Here is a 16,027-nt window from a genome sequence, read left to right as displayed (position 1 = left end):
TATTTATTTAAAATGCAGAGCCAGGGCGAGACGGTCTCTAAGACCTGTCTTGGAAAAAATGGATGTGAGGTGTGCCTTGACTGTACGCACGGTGATGTCCAGGGTATCGGCAATCTCCTGATTGCTTTTGCCCTTTGCAACGAGTTTGGCAACTTCTGTTTCTCTTTCCGAGAGTTCCTCAGTTAAGGTTAAAGGCGTATTATCAGCCGGAAGGGCTGTTATAAGCCTGCTGACAATATCCGGCGGAAGCCATATCTGCCCGGTGCGGACGGCTGTCACCATCTGTTTCATATTGTCGGGGTGCATCATCCTGTTGCCGTAAGCCTTGATGCCCATCTTCAGCATTTTAAGAGCTTCTTCAAATTTCGGTACAGAGGTCAGTATAACCACCTTGCACGGGATTTTTGTTATCTCTGTAGGTGTGAGATACGGCAGATCCAGGATGGCAACGTCGTTGGACGCTATCTCGTGTCTGTCTCTGAGGCTTGAAATAAGCCCGACGGAGACGGTTTCCTTCTGTCCGAATGTGTCAGATACCATACGGCAGAAGTTTCTGTCACAGCTGATTGCTATTATCATCTTATCTCTCCCGCAGTGCATTGTACTTAGCCCGTAAAATTGGTTTAAGAAGATACTGCATAACGGTTTTTTTGCCGGTTACAATGTCCACCATGGCTGTCATGCCAACAATGATCTGTTTCTTATTATCTGCTTCGCCGATGAAGCTTTTGTCGGTTTTAACGCGTACCAGGTAGTAACTTTCTTTCTTTTCATCCTCTATGGTGTCGGCGCTGATGTGTGTCACTTTGCCTGTGAGACCGCCGTAAATGGCGTAGTCGTAGGCGGTGAATTTAACTATCGCCTCCTGTCCGGGGTAGATAAAGGCTATGTCGGACGGTTTAATCTTTGCTTCCACAAGGAGGTTGTCTTCGCCGGGAACTATCTCCATGATGTCCATACCGGGTCTTACAACGCCGCCAACTGTGTTGACGAGTATTTGTTTTACAGTGCCGTCCACAGGAGAGCGCACCTGTGTTCTTTTCACTCTGTCTTCCAGAGCGACCTGTGTTGCGGATGTTCTGTTGAACTCCGCAAGGTTCTGGCTGAGCTGATCCTGCGCGTCGCTGCGGAATTTAACATTCTGCTCGTTTATCATGTTCCTTGCTTCCGCTATCTTGGAAGTGGCGGAACTCATGGTGTTATGCTGTGACTCAAGTTCGTTCTGGTTTTCCAGAAGTCTCTGGCGAAGCTGGATATACTCAACTTCGGACACAAGTCCTTTCTCGTAGAGCGGTTTGGTGAGCGCCATCTCCTGCTGGATGAGTGCCTTGCTCTGGTTCAGGTTCCTTATTTTGCTCTGCGCGTCAGTATATTCCATCTGCTTCTGTGAAAGCCTTGCCTCAAGTACCTGCAGTTCGCTTTCCAGTCTTTGCTTGTTGATGTTGTAAAGATTTATCTCCGCGTTGACCAGATTGGGATAATTCTTCTGTATTTCAGGGTCGATCTCCATCGGTTTTCCGGAAGCTTCCGCCTGAAGTCTTGCTATGCGCACTTTCAGTTCATAGTATTTGGATTCGCCCTCTTTGTATGAACTGCCGAATCCCGTATCGTCTATATCAAGGAGTATCTGGTCTTTCTTTACTGCGTCGCCTTCGCGTACGAGTATTCTGCGGACTATACCGCCCTCAAGGTTTTGCACCACCTGTATCTGATTAGTGGGTATCACTTTTCCCTGTCCGCGCGTCAGTTCATCCAGAGAGGTAAGATTTGCCCATGCAATAAAGATTATAATGAGCGCCGCGATGATATAGAGCATCCGGTTCATCTTTGATGAGCTTTTTTGCAGAACAGCGGCATTCAGACTCTTCATAAACTCGATGTCTTCCGCGCTGAGGCGGCTTTTTTTTATCTTTTCCCGTATCATTGTTTGCCCCCCAGTTTTTTCATAACTTCATCTTTAGGTCCGTCCATGACAACTGTTCCGTTGTCCATGACTATCAGTCTGTCGACGATAGTGAGGATGGACGGCTTGTGGGTAATTATGATAGTGGTTTTGCCTTCTGTTGCTTTTCTAAGGTTTTCGATAACTTTGTTTTCTGAGGCAAAGTCCATTGAGTTGGTCGGTTCATCCATAAGAACTATGGAGCTCTCAGTAAGCATTGCCCGCGCAACGGCGACCGCCTGTCTCTGTCCGCCGGAAAGGTTTGAACCTTTTTCGCCTACAAAGAAATCCAGACCAAGTGCATGTTTATCGCTGAATGAGATAACATTTCCGACCTGTGCCGCTTTAATGATGGCATTGTCATCGCTGTGGGGTGCTTTGAATATTATATTGTCGCGGATGGTACCTGAAAACAGTGTAACATCCTGCGGAACATAGCTTATGTTGTGCCTGAGGTCGGCAGGGTCAATTTGTTTGCATGCTATCCCGTCGATGAAGATGCTGCCTTCGTCCGGATCATAAAGACCCAGTATGAGCTTGCTCAGAGTAGATTTACCTGAGCCTATGGCTCCGATTATACCCACACGTTCTTTGGGTTTTATTTTAAACGTAATGTTTTTAAGAGCCGGTTGCGGTTCATCCGGATAGCTGAACGTAACATCATTGAACTCAATGCCTCCCTCGAATATGGGACGGCGGAGAAAGCCTTTTTTCTCAGGGCGTTCAACATCCTTTTCCATCAATGCGTTAAGCTGTGTAAGAGACGTGCGCATCTGCTGATAGTTGGTGAGAAGTCCTGCAACCTGCGACATGGGCGCGATGGTTCTTGACGACAGCATTACTGTTGCTATCAGAGCACCCATGGTGAGCTCTCCCTCTTTTATGAAATACACGCCCGCAACCACTACGGCAACGTTTCCTATCTGCGCCAGAAAGGCGGAGGCGGATGTCAGCGAGTTTGAGAGCATGCGCGATTTTATGCTTTTGTTGGAAATGTCGCCTGTGCTCTCCTCCCAGTTCCACTGGATATAGCTGCTGGCGTTGAATGTTTTGATCGACTCAAGGTTTGAAAGCGCTTCTATCAGAAGACCGTTTCGCCTTGCTGATGATTCATAGGTGCTTTCGATACTGCGTTCGAGAGGCTTGCGTATGAAAAGGCTGTAGCCGATTATAAGTGCCATCGTGAACAGCGGGATGAGTACGAGCAGTCCGCTTATGTAATAGATAACAATAATGAAAATGACAACGAACGGCAGTTCTATGAAGGCTGTCACCGCTGTTGAGGCATAGAAAGAGCGGATGCTGTCGAACTCTTTGATGTTACTGGCAAAAGAACCCACGGACTTTGGTTTCTCTTTCATACGCAGGTTGAGCGCCTGCTCAAAAATCATGGATGAAAGGATTACGTCGCTCTTTTTTGCCGCAACCTCAAGGAAATATGAACGAAGATATTTTATTGTTATATCAAACATATAGATGATACATACGCCTGTTGCCAGAACCCATAGGGTATCAACGGCGTTGTGAGGGATAACTCTGTCGTAAACGTTCATTGTGAACAGCGGACTGACGGTTACAAAGATGTTTATCAGGAACGAAGCTATGAATACGTTCATGTATATGTCGCGGAATCGCCAGAGAGTCCCGAAGAACCAGTGTTTGTTATCCTGTTTTTCATCAACTATGGCGTCATGTTCGTCCTGTTTAAACATGCGCTTGAGCAGGAAACAGAAGCCCATGTACTCTTCAGAGAGTTTTTCAATGGTGATTTCCTGCGGTTCTTCGTCCATTGAAGGGATGATTATCTCTGCTATGCCTGCCTCAAAGTCCATGTCAGTGAGAACGCATGCGTCCTGACCTTTAAGAAGCAGTATCACCGGAAGTATTACGTTCGGTATGTCTTTCAACTCCCTTTTAACCAGTTTAGAGTTAAAGCCTGCGCGGGAAGCAGCACGGGAGAAATTTGACTTCGCACCCTCAATGGTGAAGAGCGACTGCCTTTTCTGGTCGGGGTCGAGGGGCAGTCCGTATGCAAGCGCCTCGGCGCTGGCGGGTTTATTATTCAGTTTTGTCAGCATCACAAGACACTGCATCAATGGGTCGATAGCTATATCTCTGTTCATATTACTTATCCAGTGGTGTTATTTCGGCAATGCCTCTGCCTTGGAAGTATTTGATATTTTTACTTTCAAGTGTGTCTCTCAGTTCCTGATTCTCAACCTTTGTGGCGATGAGTTTTATGCCGAGACTCTCAGTTATTGTTTGAATAGAATTGAGCGCCGTGTCGGCATCCTCCGCTCCTATGAGGTAGTCGTAATCTATCTTGATATAGTTGGGTTTCAGTTTTTGCAGATTTTCAAGGGATTTGGGACTCATAGTGAACCTGTCCACCCCGAAGGTGAACCCAAGTCCTTTTATAAGCCCTGAAAAGTCCAGACAGATGTCGGCGTTGTTGTTGATGGCGTTATCGGATATCTCAAATGTCATTCTGTCCTTCAGGTGTTTGCTGCCAAGCAGGAGCTGACGGAACCATGAGAATGAAGCCCTGTCATTAAGGAACACGTCTGTTATGTTTATCGCAAGAGTGCTTCCTTCGTTTGCTGTCAGATATTCAGTAGATTTTTCAAGAACATATCTGTCCAGATTGTTTGCGAGGTTCAGATTAACCACCATCGGCATGAAAAATCCTGCCCGCTGGATGTTCCCGTTCTCGTCTTTCAGGTTAACGAAAATTTCCTGGTGCAGGTCTCCGGTGGGAGATTTTACAGCCTGGGAAGTGAGTACAAACCTGTTTTCCGCCAGTGCGGTCTCTATCATGTTCTTCCATTCAAGCTTGCCGAGAACCATCTGATTCGAGTTGTCATTGAAGCGGCTTATGTCGCCGCGATCAAGGCTTTTCGCAACAGTCAGCGCGTAGTCAGCTTTGGAAAGCACTTTTGCAGTGTTTTCGTCATATCTGTATGCTGTCACACCGATTTTAACACTGATAAGTGAGATGGTTTTTTCGTCGGATGCGATAAGTTCTTTTGCCCACGCTGCGAGTTTGTTTATCTTTTCATCAGCCTTTTCAGGCGATTCCGCAGGCATTATGACAGCGAATTCCTGTCTGTTGAAACATGCTGCAATACAGCCGTCTGTTGAAAAGTTTTCTGTTATATAGCGTGCCACAGCGTTGTAGAACGGTCGCATGTTCGGGTGTCCGATTTCCGATATTGCGTTGTCTATTCCCTCGAAAGAGATGATGGCTATTTCGCCGTCGGAGTTGTTTGATTCCGATTCTATATATTCATTAAGCTTATTTACAAAATATTTACGGTTATAAAGCCCTGTGAGCTGATCTTTATAGAGCAGTTCCTGATATTTTTTAAGAGTCTCTATCTCTCTGTTGTAAATTGACTGCACCTTAGTGGTCATCTGGTTCATCGCCGTTACGACCTGTTTCAGTTCAGGGGTGCGCGGGATCTTATTGTTTACTATGAACTCGTTTTCGCCTATTGCAATAGCCTGCTTACGGATGTTGACAAGGGCTGAGAGCAGGAATTTGAGGATTATATGGCTCACAACAACTGCTATTGCGCCTATGACTATGAAAGAGAGGCAGAGATATTTGAAGCTGTCCCAAAGCTGTATGTATGAAAGTCCCGGATGTCCTTTAACTGTGAGGGTACCTGCGATGTTCCATCCGTTTGACACCTGTGCTTTGGCTGCTGGTGTTTCAAGGTTCACAAGTTTTACGAAAAATGCCGGAACGCCCTCTATTGTGGGTTTCTGGCTTACTTTGTAGATCTCTTTTCCGTCCATTGCGGTGAGCTGTATCTCTTCAAAATACCCGCCGTCGAACATAGCGTTTATCATTGTTTGCATCATTGCGGTGTCACCTGTGAAGGGGCTTAACGACAGAGACATGGAGTTTGCCGTATTTTTTGCGTTGGAATACATCTGGTTGCGTATGAATTCCTTTGTGTTGTCAAAGTTTATCTTTAACACCACCGCCAGCATAACTATGAGTATTGACGTGATAAGAATCTGAATCTGTCTGAAAAGTGTCATCTTTTCTACCTCTTCATGATCTCAAGATCTATTGCCTTAAGTTTATTCAGGTTTTTCGATTGTGACGGATCGACCCTTTTACCGAGACCCTGCTGCTTCTGCAGAAAGAGGTCATTCGCCGTGAAGCTGTATACGGGTGCCAGATCCGTTCTTTTTGTTGCGGGCTGGATAGACTTGTCGTAGTTGTCCAGAACGAAGGGGACAGTGTTGGGTTCCTTATAATAGGTTACAACCATATGTGATATGTCCCTCCATTTAACGTATGTGAGGAACAGCTTCTCCTGTGGAACACCCAGCTGGAGAAGGGTTAGGAACTTTGAAACTGCATAGTCTTCGCAATCGCCCGCTCCGACGCCCAGAAATTCCAGTCTGCTTGCCCAGTAATCGCTCTGTCCCCAGGTCTTTATATCAGTCTGATATTGTACCTGATTGAAGAACTTGTTAACTTCTATGACCTTTTTGTCGTCTGTGGCGTCTGCCAGACTGTCCATAAGGTCAATAAGGGCATTCAGTCTTATCTCCGCCTGCGATCCGTATTTTTTCGCATACTGCGAATATACGTTCTCAGGCACATAAAACTTTGACGCGGCAACGATAGTGCCGGAGACAACAAACAGCATCGCCAATAAGACGCACGTCAAAGCGGTTAAACGCATAACACCTACATTATTTAATTATTTTCAGCTCAATCCGCCTGTTTTTGGCTTTGGAAATTACCGAATCATTTGATGCAACGGGCATACTGCTGCCCTTGCCATATCCTAGCATAGCACTTTTCGGAATTCCCAGCTCTAAAAATCTGTTATGAACTTTCATAACCATCAGTTTTGATATTTCCTTGCTCTGTTCGACAGTCTGACTGTTATCCGTATGTCCGTAAATTTTAAGTATATACGGCTCTTTAAGTCCGCGAAGCTCTTTGGCTATACGCAGTATCTCAGCCGTTGCCTCATCTGTAAGTTCAAAACTCCCCGATTTGAAAGAATCGCCGGAGAGTACTATTGTCTGTTCTTTTTGAGAAGGGTCAAGAAGTCTTTTTGAGGAAGTTTTCGGCGGAACGGGTTTTGGCTTCACGGGTGTCGGCAGTGCTTCCGGCAGACCGAGCGCATCTTCTGTTATAACTGTTTTTGTGCCGGAAGGGATCACAGTGAGTGCTTCCAGCGAATCGTCGCCGTTTTTCGGTTTGATGTAAGGCTCAAAAGTTACGGGGACTGTGTATCCGATGTTGATGCCTTCACTGCCTTCGCATCCGTAAGGAGCAGTTTTCGGATCCATCGACTGCTGACACTGGTCTTTTCTGTCGTCCGCATCGTCCTTATCCCTGTTGTGGTCAAGGTTTCCGTAATCTTCCAGAGTGTTCAGCTTTATTCTGTCGGGCAGACCGACTTTTTTTGCAAGGTCTTTGTCATATTCATTGATGAGAATACCGGTGGACTGAAGCAGTCTGAAGTATGCTATCATGATGGTGTATTTAGATTTTGTTATTGCAGTCTTTGAAGTGTTGTAATCGTTTTCTATGTTGAGAACTTCCGTAAGGCTTCTTCGCCCCAGTTTGTTCTCTTCAACGAAAGCATCGCGGGTTTTGAGTGTAAGGTCAACGTAGTCTTTAAGGAACGGCATCTTGAGTTCTTCCGCCTCTTTAATGTTCCATGCGAGCCTTACGGACTCTATAAGGTTTCTGCGCTCGATGTAGCTTCTTTCATATTCCTTCATCATTTCAGCGGTACGCAGCTGCTTTTCGGCTCCGCGTTTTCCGCCGTCATAGAAGTTGTAATTCATTGAGAACATTGCGGACTGAATGTCAGTTGAACCTTTGTCGCCGCCTGTATTGTCATTGTGAGTGGCTTTAAGTTCAAAGTCCACTATAGGGTAATACTGTGCGTTAACACGTTTTTTGCCGTATTTTTTGGCAACAATGTTGTAATCGGAAACGTTTATGGCGGGGTAGTTAACGAATGCAATATCTACCATTTCTTCGGCGGATTTAGGAAGATTGTAGCTCATATCCGGAATTTCAAACTCATCAGAGGAAAGGAATCTTCCTGTCTGGCGGTGAAATTTAACCAGCGCCTGTTTAAGGTTTTGCTGCTGGGCTATGTAATTTGCACGGGAGAGCGCCAGTCTCGCCTGCGAGTTCGTAAGGTCGGATATCTTTCCGAATCCGGATTTTGTCTTTTCCTGAATTTGTGCAAGTATCTGCGCCTGAGTTGTAACGTTGTCCAGCGCGATATCCAGAAGTTCTTTCTCCTGTAATACGGTTATGTATGCTTCTGCAGTTGACAGAAACACCTGATTTGCAGTGTTGAGAACATCGTATGATGCTGACATCACGCGAGCCTCTGTTTCACGCACATAGTTAACAGTGCCGCTGCCGTTGAATATATTCTGTTTAAGGCTGATAGTTGCGCTTGTGGCGTTGAGATCCTCTCTTTTGTTGTCCGTATCAACACCGTCGGTTATCTCTTTGCCTCCGGAGAGATATGCGGATATGACCGGATTGTACCCCGTTTTTGCCATTTTAAGCTCTGCGTTGAGAGAATCGTATACGTTGACGGATTCCCGTATCTCGGGACTGGTTTTTGAAATCTCCGTCATGACATCCTTAAGTTTTGTAGTTTGCTTGTCAGCGGCAAAAAGAGGCAGCGCCACCAGAACAGCCATCACTATAATTGTAAAACGAAACATAATAAGCATCGAAACCTCATCTTGTCATAAATAATGTAACATTTGTGGCTTGCAGGTCATCAAATGTTAAAGCATCTATAACACAGCTTTCATGAATAATAAAGTAATGTTTTTTTGTTAAAAGTCCTTGTTTGTCAATAATTATACAGAAATAACTACTATTTTTGATAGACAAAAACGGCACTTTTGTTAACAATTTCTTTATTGCCGCAATGGAGTAATTATCAGGGAAAAAAGGAGATTACGGACACTTTTGGTCTGCATTAAAAAAAATTTACATACCAGAAATGGTAGGTAACGTTTCGTGGCTTTTAATATGTTTGGCGGGGATGTGATTAGTACCGAGGATCAAAAAAAAGCCCGCTTTTTTAAGCGGGCTTTCAGAAAGTGCTTATTTTAGCCCCATTAATTCTTTGGCTACTTCGTCGGATTTTGCGGCGATCTCTTTATGGAGCGAACCGCCGTGGCTGTCCATGGTGACGACACATGGGAAGTCTTCAACCTGAACAACCCAGAAGGCTTCGGGAGTACCGAACTCTTCAAGTTTGAAAACGGTTTCGACCTTCGTGCATCTTTTGGCGATGAGTGTTCCGGCGCCACCGACAGCGTGCAGGTACACAGCGCCTACTTTTTGCAGACCTTCAAGTGTTTTGGGACCCATTCCGCCTTTGCCTATAACGGCTCTGACAGAGTATTCTTCGCATACTGCCGCCTGATAAGGCTCTTCGCGGGTAGATGTTGTGGGACCGGCGGCAACAAAGCTGTATGAACCGTCGTCATGTTTTTTAACAACGGGTCCGCAGTGATATATCACACCGTCTTTCATATAAGGACGGGGGAAATCCGGTTTTTCTTCCACCATAAGTTTGTGTGCGGCATCTCTTGCGGTTACGATGGTGCCTGAAAGCAGAACCTCGTCGCCCACTTTCAGAGATCTTGCAGTTTCCTCAGAAATAGGTGTAGTGAGCTTAATCATAGGTCACCTCGCTTCCTTTAATAATCATCTGCTTCCTTCTGTAAACCCAGCAGGTGTATGAGATTGCAACATAGAAAGTTGCGGGGTGTCTGTGCTGTGCGGCGATGTTTACGCCGAGGCAGGTTGTTTTTCCGCCGAAGCCCATAGGACCGATGTTCAGCTTGTTGAGGTCTTCGTAAAGCTCTTTTTCAAGAGCGGCAAGGTCGGGATTTGTGCTGGGTTCGCCCAGCTTGCGGAAGAACTGCTCTTTGGAAAGCGCATAGGATGTGACCCTGTCGCCGCCGATGCCCACGCCGATGATACCGGGTGCGCAGCCCTGACCCTGTGCTTTGTTCACAGCGTCGATGACGACTTTTTTAACGCCTTTCAGGTCGCGTCCTGCTTTAAGTCCTGAATCGGGAAGTTTATACTGTGCGCCGACGTTCTCTGAACCGCCGCCTTTCAGCATAAGACGAACTCTCACCTCGTCCTTGTCCCACTGGTGGAAGTGAAGGTAGGGAGCGTTAACGCCGACGTTGTTGCCGGAGTTTTTGCCTGTGATGGGGTCAACGGCGTTGGGGCGCAGATACTGAAGTTTTGTCGCTTCCATAGCGGCAGCCTCGGCAGCCTCTTTGTAAACTTTTTCAGATTGTCCCACGGGAAAGTCGATGTACATTATCACCGAACCTGTGTCCTGACAGACGGGGGTTGACGCTTCCCTGGCCAGTTTCACGTTTTCAAGTATTGTTCCGAAAACGCTTTTGGCGGGAGTGCCGTCGTCCTCTCTGTCGTATGCCTGTACGAGAGCCGCTTCCACGTCGGGGGAGAGATCGGTGGAAGCTCTGCGGATCAGCTCAAGCATTGCGTTTTTGAGTTCCATAGCCACCTCGCAATAGATATTTATTGGTAGTACAAAGAATTACTTATGAGACCGCTTCGTCATATTATTCCTCGCGGAGACGGTATCGGTCTCTGTTTTGTAAATCGGTTTTGCCCTAATGTTAACCAAAATACCCGATATTATTACTCAAAACCCGCCCAAAAAACAAGGATATTTATTGAACGGAGTTTTAAAATCCGGTGATGAACTATTTCTCTGGAGAAAAAAGAGGCATATAGTATAATTAATCATATAAATAATCCGGGGGCAGTTATGCAGTACAGGAAAGAAAAGGACACTATGGGAGAAATCAATGTCCCGATAGATGTTTACTGGGCAGCGCAGACACAGAGGAGCCTTGAGAATTTCAAAATAGGCTGGGAAAAAATGCCCGTTAACCTTATCAGCGCGTTTGCTGTGCTTAAGCGTTCTCTGGCGGTGGTGAACAACCGTCTGGGCAAACTTGAAGAGCAGAAATGTGAAGCCATTACAAAGGCTTGTGACGAAATACTCGCCGGAAAACTGGAAGATCAGTTCCCCCTTGCCATATGGCAGACAGGCAGCGGAACACAGACCAATATGAATTTAAACGAAGTTATAGCCAACCGCGCCACTGAAATCATGGGCGGTGATTTTCGTTCGGAAAGGCTGATACATCCCAACGATCATGTCAATATGTCCCAAAGCTCAAACGATACTTTCCCGACGGCTATGCATATCGCCGCGGTGATAGCTGTGGAGGACGACCTGCTCCCTGCGATAGCTGTTCTGCGCGACACGCTGAAACAGAAATCCGACGAATTTTCAGGGATCGTTAAGATAGGCAGGACACACCTTCAGGATGCGACCCCTCTTACGCTGGGTCAGGAATTTTCAGGCTATGTCGCAATGCTTGATACAAATATCCGACAGGTAACCGAGTGCATAGAGCATGTGCGCGAGCTTGCAATCGGCGGTACTGCGGTGGGAACAGGACTTAACGCGCATCCGAAACTCTCTGTGATGGCGGCGGAAGAGATATCCAAATTTACAGGTAAAAAATTCAAATCTGCATCCAATAAATTTCAGGCACTCACATCTCATGACGCGCTCACAGGCGCCAGCGGAAGCCTCAAAGCGCTTGCAGCCAACATGATGAAGATAGCAAACGACGTGCGCTGGCTCGCCTCAGGTCCCAGATGCGGAATAGGGGAACTTGAGATACCTGAGAACGAACCGGGCAGCTCCATTATGCCCGGAAAGGTGAACCCTACGCAGGCGGAAGCGGTTACTATGGTTGCATGTCAGGTGTTCGGCAACGATGCCACCATCGGTTTTGCCGCAAGTCAGGGCAACTTTGAGCTGAACGTGTTCAAACCCGTGATAATCTATAACTTCCTGCAATCGGTCAAACTGCTGGCAGATGCTATATTGTCGTTCAATGAGCATTGCGCGGTGGGCATAAAAGCGAACAGGGACAAAATCGACCACAATCTCAGAAATTCTCTGATGCTGGTCACGGCACTCAACCCGCATATCGGATATGACAAGGCGGCAAAGATAGCCAAAACAGCACATGCGGACAAATCCACATTGAAAGAGGCTGCTGTTAAACTGGGATTCCTTACGGAAGAGCAGTTTGATGAGTATGTTATACCTGAAAACATGACCGGACCTAAATAAGTTTATGCGGGATTTCCCCTCCTTGGGAAATCCCGCTAACGCTCCACTCGGCATAGCCTCCCTGCGCTCACGTTCCTTTCATTCAACCTGCAAAGCAGGTTTCATTCATTCCACGAACGTAATCCTGACGTTTTTACTGCTTATAAACTTCGCATTTCATAAATGTAAATCCCCCTCAGTCCCCCTTTATTAAAGGGGGATCTGAAAGCCCTCCTTTGACAAAGGAGGGTTTGGGTGGATTTTCTTCCTTGACTTTCCACTATATTCATCTTAAAAACCGCGTATGAAAATCATTGACCTCACACACGAAATTGCAGAAGGGATGCCAGTTTACCCGGGTACGGAAGCACCTGTTCTGAAACAGGCTAATACTGTTGCGGAGCATGGGTTTGCCGAAAAGCTCATTACTATGGTCTCCCACACAGGAACCCATATGGACGCTCCGGCACACGTTCTTGAAAACAAAAAGACCCTTTCACAGATAGACCTGAACGACCTTTACGGCAAAGGGTGCCTCATAGATGTCAGAAGTGTCAAAGGCAAAATCACTTCAGACCATCTGAAACCCTATGAAAAGGCGCTGAAAGACTCAAAAATTGCAGTATTTCAGAGCGGATGGGACAAATATTGGGGTGATGAGAAATATTTTGAAAACTTTCCGGTAATGGATGCCGAAGCGGCTAAGTTTCTGGTATCAACAGGTGTTAAGGGTGTTGCGTGTGATATGATATCCGTTGACGGTGTTGACTGTTTCAATCTTGATATTCACCGCATCCTTTTTGCGGCAAATATATTCATCTGTGAAAATCTGAAAGGTCTTGAGAGGCTTGAGGGAAAGGATTTTGACATCGGAATTTTCCCTCTGAACATAAAAGAGGGCGACGGTTCGCCTGTCAGGGCGGCGGCATTTCTCCGCTGACATATCAATTTCATTACTATCCGTTTTGATTTCTCAATATATCAAAAACTTATCTCTTATTGTTTTTATGTTAATGTCCGTTTTGAGTAAGCGTTCTGAATTAATAGTTAATTTTTTGACAAGATAATAGCGTTTAAATGTAAGTAGTGTCTCATTAATCATATTTATCAAATATTTAATTGTGTATAGCTTCCGAATATGCTTTGATTGCCTGTGTTAAAACCGGAATCACTAGAAAAATGTTCTAAAACATTTTGACAAACCCGAGGGAAAATTGTATACAGAATACAATCTGATACAACAAAAGGTCGTATTCCGTCCTTAAATACAGGAGTATGTTTATGTCATTGATGCAGGAATACCTGAAACAGGTTGAAGACAGGGCAAAAATGGGCATCCCTGCTCTGCCTCTCACACCCGAATTCACTGCCGAAGTTTGCAAACTTCTTGAGCAGTCTTCCGCTACAAAAGAGCTTGTGGATCTTATTGAAAACAGAGTCGCACCCGGTGTTGACCCTGCATCGGAAGTTAAGGCGAACTGGCTTGCAAAAGTAGCAAAAGGCGAAACCAAATCCCCCCTTATCGACAAAAAAAGAGCAGTATTCCTTCTTGGAACAATGCTCGGCGGTTACAACGTTAAACCCCTCGTGGAACTTCTGACAGACGCTGAACTCGGCGCGGAAGCCGCAGAAGCACTTAAGAAAACAATCCTTGTTTACGGCGCTTTCGACGAAGTGGTTGCTCTTTCAAAAACAAATGCTAACGCTATGGCGGTTCTTAAATCATGGGCGGATGCTGAATGGTTCACATCCAAACCTGAACTGCGCAAAGAGTACAAAGTTAAAGTATACAAGGTATCCGGTGAGATAAACACAGACGACTTCTCCCCTGCAAAACACGCATGGAGCAGACCTGACATACCTCTTCACGCGCTTGCAATGGGCGAAACAAGATTCCCCGACGGCAACGCAACAATGGAGCAGTACAAGGCTGAAGGCTTTGAAGTGGCTTTCGTTGGTGACGTTGTGGGTACCGGTTCTTCAAGAAAATCTGCCTGCAACTCCGTAATGTGGAGAATAGGTTCCGAGATTCCCTTTGTTCCCAACAAAAAGAACGGCGGTACAATCATCGGTAACGTTATCGCGCCTATCTTCTTCAACACCACTCAGGATTCAGGCGGTCTTCCCATCGCTTGTAATGTTGACGCATTCAACACAGGCGACGTTATCGTTATCAATACAGAAAAAGGCGAGATAAAAGACGAAGCTGGCAAAGTGCTTTCCACTTTCACCGTTAAACCTGCCACTCTGAAAGACGAATACAGAGCAGGCGGACGTCTTAACCTCATCATCGGACGTCAGCTCACAGGCAAAGCCAGAGCGGCTCTCGGTCTCGGCGAAACAACAGTGTTCACTATTGCAGAGAACCCGGTTGCAAAACCCGGTCAGGGCTACACTCTTGCACAGAAGATAATCGGAAAGGCTTGCGGACTTGCAGGCGTTCTTCCCGGAGCGGCTTGCGAACCCAAAATGACCACAGTCGGTTCACAGGATACAACAGGTCCCATGACAAGAGATGAGATCAAAGAACTCGCTTGTCTTGAGTTCCTTTCACCCATGTTCATGCAGTCATTCTGCCACACAGCGGCATATCCTAAGGCTGCTGACGTTAAGATGCACAAATCTCTTCCCGATTTTGTTGCGGCAAGAAAAGGCGTTGCGCTCCGCCCCGGCGACGGCGTAATCCACTCATGGCTTAACAGACTTCTGCTTCCCGACACACTGGGAACAGGCGGCGACTCCCACACCCGTTTCCCCATGGGTCTTTCACTGCCCGCGGGTTCAGGTCTGGTTGCTTTTGCAGGCGCTCTGGGCTTCATGCCCCTTGACGTTCCGGAATCAGTCCTTGTTAAGTTCAAAGGCAAACTGAACCCCGGCATCACTCTTCGCGACGTTGTGAACGCTATTCCTTACTGGGCTATCAAACAGGGTCTGCTCACCGTTCCCAAAAAGAACAAAGTAAACGTGTTCAACGGACGTATCCTTGAGATGGAAGGTCTTCCCGACCTCACTGTTGAACAGGCTTTCGAGCTTACTGATGCAACTGCCGAGCGTTCAGCCGCAGGCGGTACTATAAAACTTTCCGAAAAATCAGTTGCCGAATATATTAAATCTAACATCGCACTGATGAAAAAGATGATAAAAGCAGGCTATCAGGATGCCAACACTCTGCAGAAACGTATCGACGACTGTGAGGCATGGCTTAAAAATCCCGTTCTGCTCGAAAGAGATGCGAACGCTGAATATGCCGCTGTAATAGAAATCGACCTTGCGGACATCAAAGAACCTATCCTTGCATGCCCCAACGACCCCGATGATGTCAAACTTCTTTCCGAAGTTGCGGGAACAAAAGTTGATGAGACCTTCATCGGCTCCTGTATGACAAACATAGGTCACTTCCGCGCGGCAGGTAAAATATGGGAAGGCGTTCCTTATCCCAAAACACGCATGTGGCTCACTCCTCCCACGCTGATGGACGAAATGCAGCTTAAGGAAGAAGGCTACTACAGCATCTTCTCATCAGTCGGCGCAAGAACAGAGCTTCCCGGATGCTCACTCTGCATGGGTAATCAGGGTCGCGTTGCTCCCGGCGCAACAGTTCTTTCCACATCAACAAGAAACTTCCCCGACAGAATAGGCGACGGCGCAAACGTCTTCCTCGGTTCTGCCGAGCTGACAGCCATTGCCGCTGTTCTGGGCGAAATCCCTTCTGTTGATAAATACTTCGAGTATATGAACACAAAAGTTGCTCCGAAAGCGGCTGAGATATACAAATATCTTGAGTTCGATAAAATGGGCGATTTTGAACTTTCATATGTCGAAACAGTAGCATTCTAAGGTTAGATAGTTCTAATCATAAAGCCCGCCCCTTAAA

At 46.4% G+C, this 16,027-nt stretch carries 11 protein-coding genes; 3 read left to right on the top strand and 8 right to left on the bottom strand.

What is annotated here, in order from left to right:
• Positions 1–3: 3 nt before the first annotated feature.
• From LRY47_RS11950 to LRY47_RS11915, 8 genes are all read right to left on the bottom strand, one after another.
• Positions 4–579, bottom strand: coding sequence for a response regulator transcription factor (locus LRY47_RS11950; protein ID WP_295225735.1), 576 nt, complete (start codon positions 577–579; stop codon positions 4–6).
• Position 580: 1 nt separating this feature from the next.
• The gene (locus tag LRY47_RS11945; RefSeq protein WP_295225733.1) at positions 581–1,924 is read right to left on the bottom strand and encodes an HlyD family type I secretion periplasmic adaptor subunit; all 1,344 of its coding nucleotides are present in this window, start codon (positions 1,922–1,924) and stop codon (positions 581–583) included.
• On the bottom strand, positions 1,921–4,065 hold the full coding sequence (locus LRY47_RS11940) for a type I secretion system permease/ATPase (RefSeq protein ID WP_295225731.1): 2,145 nt from the start codon (positions 4,063–4,065) through the stop codon (positions 1,921–1,923). The genes LRY47_RS11945 and LRY47_RS11940 overlap by 4 nt, the downstream gene beginning before the upstream one ends.
• A gap of 1 nt (position 4,066) precedes the next feature.
• Positions 4,067–5,992 (bottom strand): LapD/MoxY N-terminal periplasmic domain-containing protein, encoded by a 1,926-nt coding sequence (locus LRY47_RS11935; RefSeq protein ID WP_295225728.1) that lies wholly within the window; start codon positions 5,990–5,992, stop codon positions 4,067–4,069.
• 5 nt (positions 5,993–5,997) lie between these two features.
• Positions 5,998–6,612: a transglutaminase-like cysteine peptidase gene (locus tag LRY47_RS11930; RefSeq protein ID WP_295225726.1), complete on the bottom strand. Its 615-nt coding sequence runs from the start codon at positions 6,610–6,612 to the stop codon at positions 5,998–6,000.
• A gap of 46 nt (positions 6,613–6,658) precedes the next feature.
• A complete protein-coding gene (locus tag LRY47_RS11925; RefSeq protein ID WP_295225724.1) occupies positions 6,659–8,686 on the bottom strand; it encodes a TolC family protein in 2,028 nt (675 codons plus the stop codon).
• A gap of 382 nt (positions 8,687–9,068) precedes the next feature.
• Positions 9,069–9,653, bottom strand: a complete 585-nt coding sequence (locus LRY47_RS11920) for a FumA C-terminus/TtdB family hydratase beta subunit (protein WP_295225723.1) — start codon at positions 9,651–9,653, stop codon at positions 9,069–9,071.
• Positions 9,646–10,512 carry a fumarate hydratase gene (locus LRY47_RS11915; RefSeq protein ID WP_295225722.1) on the bottom strand — a complete coding sequence of 289 codons (867 nt, stop codon included), beginning with the start codon at positions 10,510–10,512 and terminating at the stop codon, positions 9,646–9,648. Before LRY47_RS11915 ends, LRY47_RS11920 begins: the two co-directional genes overlap by 8 nt.
• Positions 10,513–10,785: 273 nt before the next feature.
• Here LRY47_RS11915 and fumC point away from each other — a divergent pair, with 273 nt between their 5' ends.
• From fumC to LRY47_RS11900, 3 genes are all read left to right on the top strand, one after another.
• Complete coding sequence (gene fumC, locus LRY47_RS11910; protein WP_295225719.1) at positions 10,786–12,174, top strand: class II fumarate hydratase; 1,389 nt, start codon at positions 10,786–10,788, stop codon at positions 12,172–12,174.
• A 283-nt stretch (positions 12,175–12,457) separates the two neighbouring features.
• Entirely contained in the window at positions 12,458–13,093 is a 636-nt protein-coding gene (locus LRY47_RS11905; protein ID WP_295225717.1) for a cyclase family protein, read from the top strand.
• A gap of 341 nt (positions 13,094–13,434) precedes the next feature.
• Complete coding sequence (locus LRY47_RS11900; protein WP_295225709.1) at positions 13,435–15,990, top strand: bifunctional aconitate hydratase 2/2-methylisocitrate dehydratase; 2,556 nt, start codon at positions 13,435–13,437, stop codon at positions 15,988–15,990.
• The last annotated feature ends 37 nt before the right edge of the window (positions 15,991–16,027 follow it).

The organism is Seleniivibrio sp., from assembly GCF_021209385.1.
GTDB lineage: Bacteria > Chrysiogenota > Deferribacteres > Deferribacterales > Geovibrionaceae > Seleniivibrio.
Note: the sequence above shows the minus strand (reverse complement) of the source record. Positions and strands in the feature narration are given on the sequence as shown.

Coding starts and splice junctions, on each gene's coding strand:
- LRY47_RS11940 (WP_295225731.1), bottom strand. CDS start 4,065: ATGAACAGAGATATAGCTATCGACCCATTGATGCAGTGTCTTGTGATG.
- LRY47_RS11950 (WP_295225735.1), bottom strand. CDS start 579: ATGATAATAGCAATCAGCTGTGACAGAAACTTCTGCCGTATGGTATCT.
- LRY47_RS11935 (WP_295225728.1), bottom strand. CDS start 5,992: ATGACACTTTTCAGACAGATTCAGATTCTTATCACGTCAATACTCATA.
- LRY47_RS11925 (WP_295225724.1), bottom strand. CDS start 8,686: ATGCTTATTATGTTTCGTTTTACAATTATAGTGATGGCTGTTCTGGTG.
- fumC (WP_295225719.1), top strand. CDS start 10,786: ATGCAGTACAGGAAAGAAAAGGACACTATGGGAGAAATCAATGTCCCG.
- LRY47_RS11915 (WP_295225722.1), bottom strand. CDS start 10,512: ATGGAACTCAAAAACGCAATGCTTGAGCTGATCCGCAGAGCTTCCACC.
- LRY47_RS11945 (WP_295225733.1), bottom strand. CDS start 1,924: ATGATACGGGAAAAGATAAAAAAAAGCCGCCTCAGCGCGGAAGACATC.
- LRY47_RS11900 (WP_295225709.1), top strand. CDS start 13,435: ATGTCATTGATGCAGGAATACCTGAAACAGGTTGAAGACAGGGCAAAA.
- LRY47_RS11920 (WP_295225723.1), bottom strand. CDS start 9,653: ATGATTAAGCTCACTACACCTATTTCTGAGGAAACTGCAAGATCTCTG.
- LRY47_RS11905 (WP_295225717.1), top strand. CDS start 12,458: ATGAAAATCATTGACCTCACACACGAAATTGCAGAAGGGATGCCAGTT.
- LRY47_RS11930 (WP_295225726.1), bottom strand. CDS start 6,612: ATGCTGTTTGTTGTCTCCGGCACTATCGTTGCCGCGTCAAAGTTTTAT.